14 protein-coding genes are annotated in these 15,469 nt (G+C 45.3%); 8 read left to right on the forward strand and 6 right to left on the reverse strand.

From position 1 onward, the window contains the following. Positions 1-100 precede the first annotated feature (100 nt). On the reverse strand, positions 101-1,231 hold the full coding sequence (locus EXU85_RS31430; RefSeq protein WP_142775871.1) for a DUF3500 domain-containing protein: 1,131 nt from the start codon (positions 1,229-1,231) through the stop codon (positions 101-103). Positions 1,232-1,411: 180 nt separating this feature from the next. Here EXU85_RS31430 and EXU85_RS31435 point away from each other — a divergent pair, with 180 nt between their 5' ends. Continuing rightward, on the forward strand, positions 1,412-2,521 hold the full coding sequence (locus EXU85_RS31435; RefSeq protein WP_142775872.1) for a hypothetical protein: 1,110 nt from the start codon (positions 1,412-1,414) through the stop codon (positions 2,519-2,521). Positions 2,522-2,548: 27 nt separating this feature from the next. Here the strand turns inward: EXU85_RS31435 and gldE are convergent, their stop codons facing one another. The 3 genes from gldE to mutY all read right to left on the reverse strand — a co-directional run bounded on the left by gldE (position 2,549) and on the right by mutY (position 5,629). After that, positions 2,549-3,889: a gliding motility-associated protein GldE gene (gene gldE / locus EXU85_RS31440; RefSeq protein WP_142775873.1), complete on the reverse strand. Its 1,341-nt coding sequence runs from the start codon at positions 3,887-3,889 to the stop codon at positions 2,549-2,551. 41 nt (positions 3,890-3,930) lie between these two features. Beyond that, the gene (locus tag EXU85_RS31445) at positions 3,931-4,467 is read right to left on the reverse strand and encodes a single-stranded DNA-binding protein (protein ID WP_142775874.1); all 537 of its coding nucleotides are present in this window, start codon (positions 4,465-4,467) and stop codon (positions 3,931-3,933) included. 73 nt (positions 4,468-4,540) lie between these two features. Next, positions 4,541-5,629 carry an A/G-specific adenine glycosylase gene (gene mutY / locus EXU85_RS31450; protein ID WP_142775875.1) on the reverse strand — a complete coding sequence of 363 codons (1,089 nt, stop codon included), beginning with the start codon at positions 5,627-5,629 and terminating at the stop codon, positions 4,541-4,543. Between the two features lie 139 nt (positions 5,630-5,768). Here mutY and EXU85_RS31455 point away from each other — a divergent pair, with 139 nt between their 5' ends. The 3 genes from EXU85_RS31455 to EXU85_RS31465 all read left to right on the forward strand — a co-directional run bounded on the left by EXU85_RS31455 (position 5,769) and on the right by EXU85_RS31465 (position 8,933). Then, entirely contained in the window at positions 5,769-6,071 is a 303-nt protein-coding gene (locus tag EXU85_RS31455; protein WP_080237187.1) for an HU family DNA-binding protein, read from the forward strand. Positions 6,072-6,143: 72 nt separating this feature from the next. Next, positions 6,144-7,007 (forward strand): tetratricopeptide repeat protein, encoded by an 864-nt coding sequence (locus EXU85_RS31460; RefSeq protein ID WP_142775876.1) that lies wholly within the window; start codon positions 6,144-6,146, stop codon positions 7,005-7,007. 363 nt (positions 7,008-7,370) lie between these two features. Continuing rightward, on the forward strand, positions 7,371-8,933 hold the full coding sequence (locus EXU85_RS31465) for an Rne/Rng family ribonuclease (protein ID WP_210422419.1): 1,563 nt from the start codon (positions 7,371-7,373) through the stop codon (positions 8,931-8,933). Between the two features lie 100 nt (positions 8,934-9,033). Here EXU85_RS31465 and EXU85_RS31470 read toward each other — a convergent pair whose 3' ends face one another. Together EXU85_RS31470 and EXU85_RS35570 are read right to left on the reverse strand one after the other, a co-directional pair. Further along, on the reverse strand, positions 9,034-10,149 hold the full coding sequence (locus EXU85_RS31470) for a hypothetical protein (protein WP_142775877.1): 1,116 nt from the start codon (positions 10,147-10,149) through the stop codon (positions 9,034-9,036). Between the two features lie 12 nt (positions 10,150-10,161). Next, a complete protein-coding gene (locus tag EXU85_RS35570) occupies positions 10,162-10,335 on the reverse strand; it encodes a hypothetical protein (protein WP_168207900.1) in 174 nt (57 codons plus the stop codon). A 25-nt stretch (positions 10,336-10,360) separates the two neighbouring features. Between EXU85_RS35570 and EXU85_RS31475 the strand changes: the two genes are divergently transcribed. The 4 genes from EXU85_RS31475 to EXU85_RS31490 all read left to right on the forward strand — a co-directional run bounded on the left by EXU85_RS31475 (position 10,361) and on the right by EXU85_RS31490 (position 15,413). Beyond that, positions 10,361-11,506: a LytTR family DNA-binding domain-containing protein gene (locus tag EXU85_RS31475; RefSeq protein WP_246859326.1), complete on the forward strand. Its 1,146-nt coding sequence runs from the start codon at positions 10,361-10,363 to the stop codon at positions 11,504-11,506. Between the two features lie 338 nt (positions 11,507-11,844). Beyond that, entirely contained in the window at positions 11,845-12,186 is a 342-nt protein-coding gene (locus EXU85_RS31480; RefSeq protein ID WP_142775878.1) for a response regulator transcription factor, read from the forward strand. Between the two features lie 284 nt (positions 12,187-12,470). Further along, entirely contained in the window at positions 12,471-14,288 is a 1,818-nt protein-coding gene (locus tag EXU85_RS31485; protein WP_142775879.1) for a hypothetical protein, read from the forward strand. Between the two features lie 3 nt (positions 14,289-14,291). Beyond that, positions 14,292-15,413, forward strand: coding sequence for a hypothetical protein (locus tag EXU85_RS31490; RefSeq protein WP_142775880.1), 1,122 nt, complete (start codon positions 14,292-14,294; stop codon positions 15,411-15,413). The last annotated feature ends 56 nt before the right edge of the window (positions 15,414-15,469 follow it).

A 15,469-nucleotide genomic window follows, 5' to 3' on the forward strand; every position in this document is an offset into this window, starting at 1 on the left:
ACAAATTACGAAGAAACAACTTACTTTATAGGTTAAAAGTTGTTAAATGAATTACGATTTGGCGAACGCAAGTCAGAGGGCAATCGCAAATCATAATTCACTAATGCTTGTCATGACTAGCGTTTTTGTAATGCTCCTGAAGCAAATCTTCGCCCCAGTCATTAGTCAAATCACGGACAACGGTATGAATGTGATTAGCATTCGTTTGGGTGTTGTCATATTCGATCAGAATGGTTGGTCCATGAATTCGATAATACCATCCTTTTCCCTCTCCTAATGTTGGTGTCATATCTCCTGCCCAGCCAAACCGCAAATTATCCAATCCATTTTTTTCTAGTTTGTCTAATTGCTGCTTAGCCAGCGTAATTCGGTAATTAGTCAGATAAATCTGCAATAGGTCCATAAACAATTTACGTTGCTCTGCATTCATATCCGCCATCCTTACCCCGTCCATTCGCTCCAGTGATGCCTTACGTTTGTTGCTGGTAACCATTTCAGGATACGCTACAGCATCCAGTACCGCCTGCTTGCGTTGGTCGGAGGTTAGCGTTTTGAGCAATGCGAAGGCTTTCTCGGTTTCCTGTTTAAATATCGCTCTCCCTTTTTGGGGCAGACTAGCTACGCGTGGGTCCGACATACGTTTATCGGCCATGCTAGAGTCAAATTTCAGCACGGCTGGGTTACTACCAAAAAACGTAGGCGTCTGAGCCACTACTTTACCGGCTAACCCAATAAATTGAAGCGATAAATGGTGACCTTCAATGCGCCAGCTCCAGGGGTCTTTCGCAGCTGGATCGCCAAAAAAAGTAAAGGAATAATTTTCCGGATCACGATATACGTCATTAGGCGGGCGGTTATCAATCACGCGCAACACATTCTCCATATCTATAATGGACGTCGCTTTTTCGTAGCCTTGCAGGCTTAACGCCGTTTTAAGCATAGCCATGGCAGCTGTGCGCTGCTCGGGCGTCATCTGCTTTAGCGGTAATCCTTTCCGTTCTCTCGGCACGAAATGCCAGTTAAATCGCTCTTCATTGTCGAATGCGTAAGTGGCTTTCTGACGCTGTTCCGCAGTAAGCATGCCTAAAAACAGGTTTGCGGCATCCGTCATTTCATCTTTAACGCGCTGTTGAACAGGCAACGTTTTAGGCGACGGAGCAATCTGGCCCCAAACTTGTAGCTGACTGAAACTGAAAATCAGACAGCCTAAAAGGGAAAGTACGTATTTCATAGGTGAAGGGCGTTTATACAATACTTTGCAAAGAGCAATTCTGTACGCATTTACCTATCAGAAGCAAAGGAGATTCAACCGTTCAGTCAACGGTATAAGATTATATCTGGCTGTTTGCCAACAACCTCAGCGTTTTGGTAGTTTACTGGATAACGCCACTGTCACAAACTACGATCGATCATGTCCACCCGGCCTCCGAACAACAGCTCTGGTCCGCTCGACCATCTGTCTCTCCGCTACTTACGGCAGGTACTCGATATGTCGCACCCCGCGGATGAGCCTTATGTTTTAAACACGGTTGAAAGCCGGGTTATTCGTCGGACAAAAATTGTTACTTTGCTTATAGCTGCTCTCGTTGGTATAAGCGGTGTTATGCTGTTCTATTGGCCACAATACACATGGCCAGAACTGTTTAGCACTACAACTATACCGTTTTTTGGTACTATTTACGAATTACCCCTTATAACTGCCTGCTATAGTCTTCTGCTGGTTTATCTGGAAGTGAACCTATTACTCGCCATTAATATGTGGGGTGTAAAGGAGATTATGGACATTTGTCAGTTTCCAAAGGCGCATGATGCACAGTATGAACGGCATTTGCAGTCTCTGGCCAACGCAGCGGTTGAAAAGTCACAGAAGGGTATTCTACGATTCAGTATAGATCCCTACCTGAATCTGCCACGCTGGGGACTTACCATCTACTTTCTGCTCAATACGGTAAAAGCCGCCCTAAGTACCCTTGTCGTAAAGTTCGTACTGAAGCCCTTTCTAGGTCTGTATGCATTACGCCCGGTTACAGATATGGTGGGCATGCCAATTTATGCTTTATGGAATACCTGGGCATCCTGGCAAACACTACATGAGGCTCAAATCCGGGTAATGGCCCCTATCACAATCCGCGAATTTGTCCATGAACTGCATGAAGAGTGGGGCAAAAATGATCAGTTCCGCCCGCTAATTCTGGAAACACTACATTATATTTCTATCACAAAAAGGCAGTATAATTATGCACATTTTATGCTGACGGAAACACTAGTGGATCGGTTTGACTTATCTTCTAATACCCCGCCAACCGGTCATTTTATAGAACAACTACTTCAGGCACCTATTGCTGTTCGTCGAAGTCTGGAACGGCTCATTGTATTCGGAGTTCTGGTTGACGGCAAACTGTCCTGGCTTGAGAAACGACGCCTACAGGAACTCCGGAAAAAAGGAATTTTGACGTACTCCAATACAGAAATCCAACGTATTGGTACTGAGTACAATCAGGGAAGGGGCCTTTGGGTATAAAAAAGCAGAGATTCCAATCTCCGTACTCTATGCTTCTTTAACCACATCATTTTTCCGGACCCTCACCTCGTTAATGCGTTTATCATCGGCAGATAATACCTGAAATACAAAGCCAGCATAGGTGGTTTCTTCACCCGATTTAGGCAATCGGTTGAACAGTTCGAGTAATAAGCCCCCCAGCGATTCACTGTCTCCCTGAGCAGCTTCAAATGTTGTAGTATCGACGTTTAACACCCGACAAACATCAGTCAGGGCCATCTTGCCTTCAAACACAACGGTTTGGGCATCTTCTCGCCGATAGCCATCTGGGGTTTCATCGTCAAATTCGTCATTGATATCCCCAAAAATCTCTTCAATAATATCTTCAAGCGTTACTAAACCGCGTGTTCCACCATATTCGTCAACGACAATGGCCATATGAACCCGTCGTTTCTGGAAGTCTTGTAGTAAATCATCTACTTTTTTGTTTTCCGGAATAAAAAAAGCAGGGCGGAGCAACGATTGCCAATTGAATGAATCATCGGCATGTATATGCGGTAGCAAATCTTTTATGTAGAGAACCCCCTCAATTTCATCCAGCGACTCACCGTAAACCGGTACTCTAGAATACCCTGACGCGTTAATTTGTGCGAGTAATTCACTAAAGGGCAAATCTTCATTTACAGCCGATATATCCAGTCTTGCCCGCATCACTTGCCGGGCTGTCAGATTACTAAAATTGACAATTCCTTTGAGGATTTCTTTCTCTTCAACTGTTGCATTCGTACCAGTTAGCTCAACCGCCTGACTTAGCTCTTCCACCGATAATTTATAGCCTCGTCGCTGAATTCGTTTATCTACCTGATTACTTAAACTAACCAGCATCATAGCCAATGGGCGGAATACCGCAAGCCCCAGTTGTGCTAATGACGCGGTTTGACGGGCCACAATGAGGTTATTTTGGCTGGCATATACTTTTGGTACAATCTCGCCGAATAGTACAATGGCTATTGTGGTAACTAGTGCCATTCCTGTCAATATCCAACCCGATTCAGACGATACCTGTGTGACCTCCCAGGTCAGGTAAGTCACGATGACGACAATGGCAATATTGAGTAAGTTATTGAAAATGACCAATGAGGCCAGCAACCGCTTTGGGCGCTCTAAAAGCGAAGCAATTCGCTGCTCATCGGCCAGGCTGCTTTCCCGACAGCGGTTGCGATCATCCGGAGAAAGCGAGAAGAAAGCCGCTTCGGTAGCTGATACCAAACCAGCCAGTGTCAGTAGCAATAAAATCAGAGCCGTGTAAGGGGCATATAAATCAAAATAGGTGCCCCAGCCATCTGCGGCTGGAAGCACCTGTCGAGGAAGAGGGTCACCAGGATCCATGTATATCAAATCTCGTTCAACAATTGAGCAAGTCGTGTGGGTTAGAACGGCAAATCGTCATCGCCACTGTTGCTCTCAAAGGGTACCGGTTCAGGCTCCCGACGCGCTGGGGCCGCCTGCTGACGCTGGGGCTGAGCGGCCTGCGGTGCTGCTGGTTGCTGACGGGTGGGGGCACTGACGGGTTGTGCAGGAGCGGCCTGCTGGCGGGGTGCTTCATACTGAGGTTCGTCCTGACCCTGACTACTGTTAGGGCTACCCAACAACTGCATTGTATTAGCCCGCACACGCAATGAGGTTCGTTCTTTTCCCTCCTTGTCCGTCCATAGTTCTGTCCGAAGGCGACCTTCAACATAGACAGAATTCCCTTTTTTTAAATATTTTTCAGCCACCTTGGCCTGTTCATTCCATAACTCAATCCGAAACCATTCTGTCTGCTCAACTTTCTCCCCATTCCGGGTTGTATATTTTTCGGTAGTTGCTACGTTGAAGGTTGCCACAACAGCTCCACCATCCAGATAACGCACTTCAGGATCGGCACCTAAGTTACCGATAATTGTCATCTTATTAAGACTTGCCATACTCTTTGTTTTGTTGGTTACGTATAAAAATCCGTAGCGTTTAAGAGGATTAAAGATACTGAAATCTACCCACTTATCCAAACAGATTTTCCAAATAGTTTGTAATCAATACGGGCTTAGGAAGGTGACTAATTTCTTCCGGTGTATACCAATGTAGGTCTGTCGGCAAACGACTAATTGCCTCTTCCGGCAAGTCAATCAAATAGAATTTGGCACGAATTCTTTGGTGCGATAACAGCTGAACAGACTCTATTGGTAAACTAGCTACTACGCCTAGTTGCAGTAAACTATCAATCAATTCTGGAAGCGGCAAATCCTGCAACGCATCTTTTGAGACTTCAGTTTCAACTAAATAAAAGTCGTGCAGATTTTGCCATACATCGCGAGCCATACGTTCACGAAGTGCGAGTTTGCCATTGTGTCGAAAAACCAAGTAAGTAAAGTAGCGTTCGCGCACGGGTGCTTTTTTTGATTTAACGGGTAATCGATGCTGTTGTCCTGTTAAATAGGCAACACACCCTTGCTGAAGGGGGCACAACAGACAGTCGGGCGAAACAGGTGTACAGTGAATGGCCCCGAACTCCATAATAGCCTGATTATAGGTAGCCGGATCATTGGCCGACTGAATCAAGCGCGTTGCTAAAGTGGCAAACGTTTTTTTTGCATTCGTAGTCGTGATGTCTTCTTTAATACCAAACACACGCGCCAGCACTCGATATACATTTCCATCTACCACCGAAACACGCTCTCCAAAGGCAAATGAAGCAATGGCCGCTGCTGTATAAGCGCCTATTCCCTTCATTTTCAGCAGGTCATGGTAGGTAGATGGGAACTTACCCTCTAATTGAAGAGTTACATAACGAGCAGTCTGGTGTAGGTTTCGGGCTCGGGAGTAATAGCCCAGTCCCTGCCAAAGCCGAAGCAGCTCTCGCTCGTCGGCATTAGCCAGATCAGCAACGGTTGAATAGGTCTCTACAAAGCGTTCGTAATAGGGTTTACCCTGCGCCACACGAGTTTGCTGAAGAATGACTTCCGACAGCCAGATACGATACGGATCGCGGGTATGGCGCCACGGTAAGTCACGTTTATGAACCGAATACCACTGCTCCAGAATAGGGGCAAATGTGGTTTCGATTTTGTTAAGGTCTGATAGCCAATTCAAAATAAAACAAAAAAATACGTCGTTACCAGGAAAAAGGGAAGCACAGGGTTTTTAAATTTATAGGAAAGCCCTACCTTTGTGCTCCCATTTTGAGACCCGAATTTTCAACAATACAGTAAACGTTAAAGTTTAAGAAGTCGTGACGAAAGCAGACGTAATTGCCGAGATCGCCGATAAAACCGGTATTGATAAGGCAGAAGTAACAAACACCCTGGAAACCTTCTTTTCAGTAGTTAAGGACTCATTGGCCGAGGGAGAGAACATTTATGTGAGAGGGTTCGGCAGCTTCATCAATAAGAAACGAGCTAAGAAAGTCGCCCGGAATATCTCAAAAAACACCGCTATGGTGATTGATGAGCACTTTATTCCGAGTTTCAAACCCGCCAAAGTTTTTGTTGAGCAGGTGAAAACCAGCGACAAAGCGAAGGTAGCCGCTGAATAAGCAGCTGCCCAACTAGTTCTGGACTGGTAAAAACAGACTGGCTCAGGCGTTTGCATTGTGATGATCTTCCTTATGAATAAATTCGTATTGCTTGTTATTGTATTGGCTGCCGCCCTAACAGTGGGGTTATACACCTTACCAAGGGTAGTTGTACGAAATGAGAATAAGCAACTTGGAGGAGGACGCACAACGCAAACGTCTGGCGCTAGTAGGTCCGGTTCCGATTCACTCAACGTAGCAACCAACGGCGATGGCTCTTCTATTCATGAAAAGCCCTTATCGCCCGAGCAGCAGAAACGCCTGGTGACTCTCCAAACGGAGTTTAGAAAAGCGTCCCCAGCACAGAAAGAAGCCGTCGGGGTGAAACTGATTGCCTTATTGCATGAGGTAACTCGCTACGACAGTGCGGCTCATTATGCAGAGGAAGTGGCTAAAACTCAACCAACGGAACGGAATTTATTACGAGCCGGCGATGAGTATTTTGAAGCGTACACCTTTGCTGTCGATGAAAAGAAAACGGCGCTCTTAGGACAAAAAACCCGTGATTTGTATGGGCAGGCGCTGGCTAAAAATCCAAATCTGCTATCGGCAAAGGCCAATATGGCCATGACTTACGTCAATACCGATACACCCATGCAGGGAATTATGCTTCTGCGTGAGGTGATCAAGCAGGACCCAACCAATGAACTCGCGTTGTTCAACTTAGGATTGCTAGCCATGCGATCCAACCAATATGAACGAGCGATTGATCGGTTTCGGCAGATTTTGGTCAATAACCCATCGAGCCGGAAAGCTCAGTTCTACCTGGGCGTAAGTCTGGCGGAAGCTGGCCAGAAAGCCGAAGCCAAAAAGGTACTGGCACAGGTAAAGCAACAAGAGAAAGACCCGCAGATTCTGGCCGCTGTTCGCGAATATGAAGAGCGGCTATCAAAATGAATAATGAATAATGTAGTATTCAGAACCATTGTTCATTTTACATTATTCATTATTCATTGACTTTTAAGGGCCTACTGATTAGTGGGCCGACATATATTTTAACCATTAAATCAGTTTACTATGCCTTGCGGTAAGAAACGGAAACGGCACAAGATTGCCACACACAAGCGGAAAAAACGGCTCAGAAAAAACCGGCACAAGAAGAAATAGTTAGCGGTAGGCAGTAAACAGGTTGTCTGTTATGCTCATAACTGCCTTCTGCAATTGCCTACTGCCTACCTATTTGAAGCCTCGGCCGGTCTGCAAAGCCCGAACGTGGCTTCTTTCTTTTTATATAGCCATTCTTAACCGTATATTCATCTTGTGAGTAATGAATTAGTTATCAGTTCGACTCAGAAAGGTGATCGGATTGCGCTCTTGCAAAACAAGAGATTGCTGGAGTATCACGAAGAAGAGTTAGACAGCAGCTTCACCGTTGGCGATCTTTACTTAGGAACAGTCAAGAAATTATCATCGGGCCTAAACGCTGCTTTTGTAGATGTTGGCCACGAGAAAGACGGTTTTTTGCACTACCAGGATTTAGGACCGAATATTAATTCGCTCAATAAACTGGTTAAAGACGTAATCGCCAAGCGCGTCACCAGCGGACGGCTCAGCGGTATGAAGTTAGAGCCACCTATCGACAAAATCGGGAAAATCGATAAGGTGTTGACGAAGAACGCTCCCATTCTGGTTCAGGTGGTTAAAGAACCCATCTCAACCAAAGGTCCACGCCTTTCCTGTGATATCTCTATTGCAGGCCGTTATTTAGTTTTAGTGCCATTTTCAGATGGCGTAAACCTTTCTAAAAAAATTACTGACCGTGCCGAGCGGTCGCGGTTGATGCGCTTAATGTCATCACTAAAACCGCAAAATTTCGGTGTTATTGTACGAACTGTTGCGCAGGATAAAGACGTTGAAGAACTCGACCGCGACCTGCAAAACTCACTTGCCAAATGGGATCAGGCACTTAAGTCGCTGGCCGATGCCAAACCCCGTGACCGCGTACTGGGTGAAATGAATCGGGCTTCGTCCATTTTGCGTGATATGCTCAACGAGTCGTTTGAGAGTATAACGGTAGACACCCGTGAATCCTACGACGAAATCAGGGATTATATTCACACCATTGCACCAGACAAAGAGAAGATTGTTAAACTCTACAGCGGTAAAGTAAAGGTTTTTGAAGCACTGGGGCTTGAAAAACAACTTAAATCCTTGTTTGGTCGGTCAGTAAGCTTACCCGGTGGGGGCTATCTGATTATTGAGCATACAGAAGCATTGCACGTCATTGATGTAAACAGTGGTAATAAGTCGAATTCTGAAGAAGATCAGGAAGCAACTGCCATTAGTGTCAATCGTGAAGCTGCTAAAGAAATTGCCCGTCAACTTCGACTCCGCGACATGGGTGGTATCATTGTCGTGGATTTCATTGACATGAAAAAAGCGGAGAATAAAAAACTCCTGCAAGATATCATGCGCGATGAAATGAAACCAGAGCGCTCGAAGTTTACGATTCTACCCCTTACGAAATTTGGCCTGATGCAGATTACACGTCAGCGGGTCCGGCCGGAAATGAACATTGTTACGCGTGAGGTTTGCCCCACTTGTGGAGGCACTGGCACGATTCAGGCCAGTGTTTTAGTAACGGATGTTATTGAAAATAACCTCGATTATATCCTGACGAAACAGAATGAGCGCGGTATTTCGATTTCAATGAATCCATTTTTATATGCGTATTATACTAAGGGTATTTACTCAAAACAAATGCAATGGTATATGAAATATAAAACATGGGTTAAAGTAATTAAAGATAGCTCTCTAGGTATGGTCAACTTTAAATTCTTTCATAAGTCAGGCGAAGAAATTGAGGTTAGTAATAATGCCTAGAAATGTAGTAAAATTTTACTACGTTTTTTTATACTACAAGGAGCCCGATTAGACAGCTAATCGGGCTCCTTGTAGTATATATCGTATACCGGGATGGTACTTAGTGTAGTATTTCCATATCCATCAACTCATTAAACATTTCCTGACCGACAACCTCCTCAACGGAGTCCACTTCATGAAGATTCAGTAGCAAATCCCGGAGATCTTCGGTGATCTCATAGGTCTGATACGATCGTCGATCGAACAGGATAGGTGCCTGTTCCAGATCACATAATGAGTAGCGGTTTTCATTAAAGGCAAGCCGCTGAGCGCGAGAGCCGAAAAATTTATTTTTAACTGTTTCGGGCTCCAGGAATAAGTGAATAAAATTCCACCCTTCCCACTGGCCTGGGTATTGTTTCAGGTACGGCCAAAATGCATCATATAATTGTTGCATAGCCTCCTGACAATACATGTCCCGGTCGCTTCGCACAATAGGGCGAATTGGTTTGAGACAATGCAGGACATTTGTCATATCGGGTTGGCGATAACTCACTACTGGTACGATAGGCACACCCGCTGCATGAGACAAATAGCCAACTCCTTTTCGTGTTAAAACACGACGTTGTCCTAAGCGCACCGATAAAAACTGAGCTTCTTCTCCAGGTTCTGGAGCCGTTTCAGGGCTACCATCTACAAAGACAATCAGTGACCGGCCAGCTTTCAGTTCACGCAGTACCGTTAATCCGGCAGAAGGGCTACCCGCTTCAACCACCCGAAAAACGTTGGTAAGACCATGTTTTTGGCGTAGCCCTTCAATATGTTCCTTCATCTCCTCCCCCTGGCTCCGATTCATATTGCTACCAACGAGCAATACGCAATCGACCCCTTTCCGAAAAAGCACACTAGTTAGCAACCGGTATGAACCGAGGTGGTAGGTGCAATAGATTTTCGGGCTATACTCTTTATTTAAAACGTCGTGCGCCCCACGCAACTTTACTAAATCACCAGCCGTTAGGCACTTTTGATCGAATGTGGTGAATACCTGCTGCAACAATAGCTCTCTAAAGAGGGCTTCATGTTCCTGGCGGGATATTGAAGGAAGTATATTCTCGACATTTGCGGAGAACGTAGTATACTTCATTAAATAACCCCGTTCTTTGGACAGGTCAATTTGCTCGAAGTGTTCGCGGCAGTCCGCCAACTCCTGTCGGTAAAGTTGTCGTGTGGTAAGCATGATTTATTAAGCTTAAAGCGAGAAAACAGGCTTGGAGAGGCCAGTAAAGGCTGAGCCAATATCCCACCGGCAGCACTCACCTTCAAGAGACATAATTTTTAATAGATTAGTAGATTCAGACTTAGAAACCGGCTTGGCTATATTCTTAATGGTCTGAGCGGCTTTGATTGAGAATTGCTTTTTCATGACAATGTATAAGATTGATTTGTAGTTGCTTGTTTTTGTTGATACAAAGCTACCAGCCAACGAGGGGCCCATCAATCGTAAAAAAGTCACAATCACCCGTTTGGATTTAGTTAAATATTACCACTATATTAGTACGAGTTTTTGCTATGAAGACAGCATGAAGGAAATTCAGGTCAGACGAGACTTTCTGAAAAAACCATTCAGCAGCGTAATAATACTACTGCTTATTGTAGTATTGATAGAAGCTGTAAGCTGGTCTATTGGCTATAAAATCAAACTAAAAATCGTTCATGATGAGGGCGGGGTCTTTCAGTATATCAGTTTGTTGATTCGAGGTTTATTTATTCCTGAATTATTCACTTTGTTTACGACAATTACACTCATCAACCTCTTTCATAACATTTGGCATATCAATTCTGTAGAGAACGCATGGCGCTCTATTTATCGATACGAATTGCGTTTTTTACCTGTTTTAGCAATTGCATTTTTAGCATTCAACCCTGGTACACAAACTATACGTTTTCTGTTAGAGAGCTTTCCCACCTATTCTTGGTCTAATTATTGGCAGAAATACATACTTCATACGTTTACTTGGTCCGTCTATTTTAAATACTTATTCCCAGTAGTGCTTATTGGTTACATCGCTCTTAATGTTTCTCTTCTTAAAGACTATTTAAAACAGCGCCGGGAAGCTCAAGAGAAGGCCGAAGCCGAAGCCGCCGAAGCTTCTCAGAAAGTCTTAGCTTTATCTGAGACATTCTCACCACAGCCTATAACCACAACTCCTTCTATTTACCTCACTTATTTGAAAGGTAAAAATGCATTGGGTGAGATAGACTTCCCAGTCAATGAGGTCTACTACTTCACTGTAGAAGAGCGGTTCTATTACGCTGAATCCCTAAAAGGACGGTATTTAGTTGGTAAAACATTAAACGAACTTGAGACAGAACTAGATCCAACTCAGTTTTTCCGAATCAAACGCGATTACATAGTTAACCGGCAAGCGGTATTGCACTACTCCTACTGGGAAAATGGCAAGTACATTGTTACTCTAAACAATCCTGACCATCACGAAATCATTGTTCCTCGTGTTCGCATGCACGAATTCCGGGAATGGTTACAGGGGCGTGATGCCGCTGGTAAGCCCGAGCCGGCGGCCAATCTTCTGTAGGGCAATCCTCGCCAGCTCCCTCTTCGCACATATTCTGCTGCAATTACCCCATCTCTATTTTCACTTGATTGTTCCATTGTATTGAGCCAATTGATTACTTCCTGAGCAAATATTAACTGCCCGCTTAATAAACAAAATACCTCCTGCCTGAAATCACACATTTCATGTGCGAAATCAACTAAATAGTTATCTTTTTTTGGTAATTCTGTCCGGTCAGATGGTGATTTCAGACAAATCGAGTTGATTTCCGCTTCAAAGTCCGCCTACTTTTGGCCTGATGAACAGCCTAGCCTAAGGGCTGGCCACCGATTCATTTTTCAGGACTAACTCATTGCTTTATGTCAAACACGAGGGACGCATTCAATGCCATTCCGGCACTGCCGGAGTTGGCCGCCTTATTTTTGGCTGCTTTACAGGCTTCTGAATCCACGTCATCCACTCCTGTATCGGCTGCGGTGTTGACCGCCCTGGGTACCTTAAGCCGTCGCGAACGGGAGGTAGTACGGCTTATTGCCGATGGTTTGACCACTCGCCAAATTGCGGAACAACTCTTTATTAGCCCGCACACGGTAAATAATCATCGAGCGCAAATCTCCCAGAAATTGGGATTACAGGGCGCGTTTAGTCTATTGCACTTTGCTCAGCGATACCGCCACTGGCTGTGGCCGGTTCAAAAATGATAGTACCCTACTAGTTAAATTAGTAGGGTACTATCAGGCACTCAAGGTAGCGTCTATTCACCTTTGTTCTGTTAACGAGTACCAATAAACGCTACAATCTATCCAGCCTACCTAATTTTTTTAGTACAGAAAAAGCCCCACGACAGTTTGGCGACCGGACGCAGGGCTTTGAGCCGTTCAATGTTTTACCATTAAACATGTCAAATGTAGTGAAAAATTTACCCAAACCTACCTAGTTTCGGCAGGCTATTGTACTAACAATTCTGCTGATCTTTATATCAACCATGATAACGTGGGCACAATGCTCAGTTAGCAATCCGAATGGTTCATTAGATTATGCCAACTGCACCAGTATGGGTGGCTGGGCTTTCGATGGGGCTAACCTGAACCAGCCCGTCACCGTCGATATCTATGTGGATGGGGTCAAAACCTATTCGGGCATTACCGCCAATGGCGACCGACAGGATTTAGTAACCGCCTTTGGCAACTCAGCCGCCCGCTATCATGGTTTCAACTTTAGTTTTCCCGCTACGGCCGGCTGGAAAAATGGGCAGAACCACGCCATTTCAGTACGCATCTGTGGAACAAGCAGTACGATAGGCGGATCGCCCAAGACCGTTAGTGGTTGTACAGGAGGCACACAACTCCCAAATCCAGCAGGTGCTTGTGCCTACACAGAGGGCCAGTTTTTGTTCACGACCAGTTGGGGCGAATCGGTGTATGCTCATTTTTACAATGGTACCCTATTTGCGGCCTATCAGGATGGGAGCAACTTCAGGCCCCAACACTGGCTGGTGGCAACTGGGTTGATGTCGAGCAGTACCGCCAGTTGCTTTGCCGAGACTGATCCGCATACAACCACTACTACCCCCCCAACCACAACGACAACTACGACGACCAACCCACCAGCGGGAGCGAACTATGCAGGCAATCTGGATGGAGCCGACTGTAATAATATAGGTGGCTGGGTTATGAATCGAAATGCAACCAACCAGTCTACCAAATTTGATGTGTATATAAATAATCAATTGGCGGCTTCCAATGTGTTAGCCAGCAACAGCCGCCAGGATGTGTCCAATGCTTTCGGTATTTCGGGCTTTAATGGATTCGGTTTTATCTGGTCTATACCTGCCCAGTACAAAAATGGATCGGCTTTGAGTATTTCGGTTCGGTATGCGGGCACCAACACGAATATTCCAGGTAGCCCCAAAACAACGGCGTCTTGTCCTGGATTGGGAACCACACCAACTACACCTACCACCAACCCAATAACTTCCCCTGCGCTGGCAGGCAGTAACTTCGCCGGAAATCTGGATGTTGCCGATTGCAACGGCATTGATGGCTGGGTTGTAAACAAAACTAAGTCCCAGCAATCCACCAAGTTTGATGTATACATAAATGGCTGGTTGGTGGGTTTCGGGATACCAGCTACCAGTAGCCGACAGGATGTAGCCAATGCCCTGGGTATTTCAGGCTACAATGCCTTCGGTTTCTATTTGCGTGTGCCTAATAGCTACAAAACAGGAAGTGCCATGACGATTTCCGTCAAATACTCTGGTACCCAAACCGATATTCCGGGAAGCCCCAAAACAACAGCCGCCTGCCCGGCTCAGACAAGCCCATTAGGCTGCTCCAATAATGGCTCGGGCAGACTTGCGCAAAGTGAGTCCACGACCCATTCCCGTACAGACGGCCTATCTATAAAATTAAGTGGCGGTGATTCGAGTGCGGTTTCATCCCTGACCAGTAAATTAATCCCGGTCAGAAAAGGGGATGTATTCTCATTAGATGCTTATGCTTATGCGCCTATTCGCTCTAAAGCGAATCTTACTCCTCAAATAACGACGGCTTTAGTGGGGGGAGTAGTAGCTGGAGTGGCCATTTCTCAACAGCAGGCCACCGTGCCCGACCAATCGCATCGGTCTATCCAGACAGCTCCTGCTATTGGCGTGATCAGTGCCCTCATGATACCCTTGGTAAAGTCACTATTAGCGCAACGCTTACCCGATGCTCGTGTTGACGTAGCGTTTTATGACCAGCATGGCCGGTTTATGCATCGGCAACAGGTTGGTCTTAACAAGGCCGCTCGTGAACATTGGTAGTTGTTGCATATTCAGGAGTATGCCCAGCAGGCAGGCTACGTATCCGTGCGTTTACAGAACCCGAGTAAAACACCGGTCTGGTTCGATGATGTTTCGTTTCAAACAATACAACCGCGTGAAGCCTTTTCAATCAATAAAGGCTTGTTCGTTCCTAAAATCACTACTTCTACTAATAGTTTTGCCCCACAGCAACCCATAAATGCGGAGAGTCTGTATCGGAGTTGTGCTCAGTTGGATGATCAAATCGTTTACTGGTTACCAGAAATAACCGTATATCCTACTGGAAACTGGTTGCCTGAGGCAACTGTGAAAGGCCGGGGCAATGATGGTAGTTCAGATTGGGGCTGGACTACAAGTTCATCAAGCAGTGGAAGTAGTGGTGGTACGTACAGTGGAGGTTCAAGAGGAACTTCGAGCACATTCGCACCTTATAAGTCACCACAGAACTCCATAAAGAGAGGACAAGTTTTCAGTTCGCCCACGGGAGCAACGTATATTTGGGATGGCAAGAGTTGGTGTATTGTGTTAAAACCAATGGACGTAAAAGGTGAACGACCAACTACTCCAAAAGATGGCCAATATTACATCTATGTAGATCCTGCATTTGGATACATAAATTTGTATGAATATATCTTAGGGCGTTGGACGCAGCCCTTAAAAGAAATTGCAAACTGTGACGCTGATGCAGCATTATACACAAACAGTGTTTCTTACGGTAAGGAACATGTTGCCGTAATTACAAAAGACGGACAACTTATTTCACTTCCTTCCCCAAAAAATACTATAGAGCACGTAAACTGGCCAGGGGATGGAAAATATAAAGATGAAAATGGAAATACAGTTGCCTTTATTTACCAAGAGGATGGAAAATGGCATATTATGCTCGACCCTACTAGCTCTTCCAAAACTACTTACGAGATCAGCGGCATGATACATACTCATCCAACCGGGCAAGCCCCTAATGGGGGTACATTTCTGACATACCAGCCAAGTGATGATGTGACGGTCATGAACCAATACCCAGGACTCGATCAATACCTTTTAACTGATAAAGGTACACTTCAGTATAGTAATTCTAAAACCATCATCCCAGGAGCGTCAGCTCCAGGCTCTACATGTAACTAAGCACTATGAAAGCTTGTATTATCTTCATCAGCCTGACTTGGGCTATCATGTACAAC

It is taken from the genome of Spirosoma sp. KCTC 42546 (assembly GCF_006965485.1).
Taxonomy (GTDB): Bacteria; Bacteroidota; Bacteroidia; order Cytophagales; family Spirosomataceae; genus Spirosoma.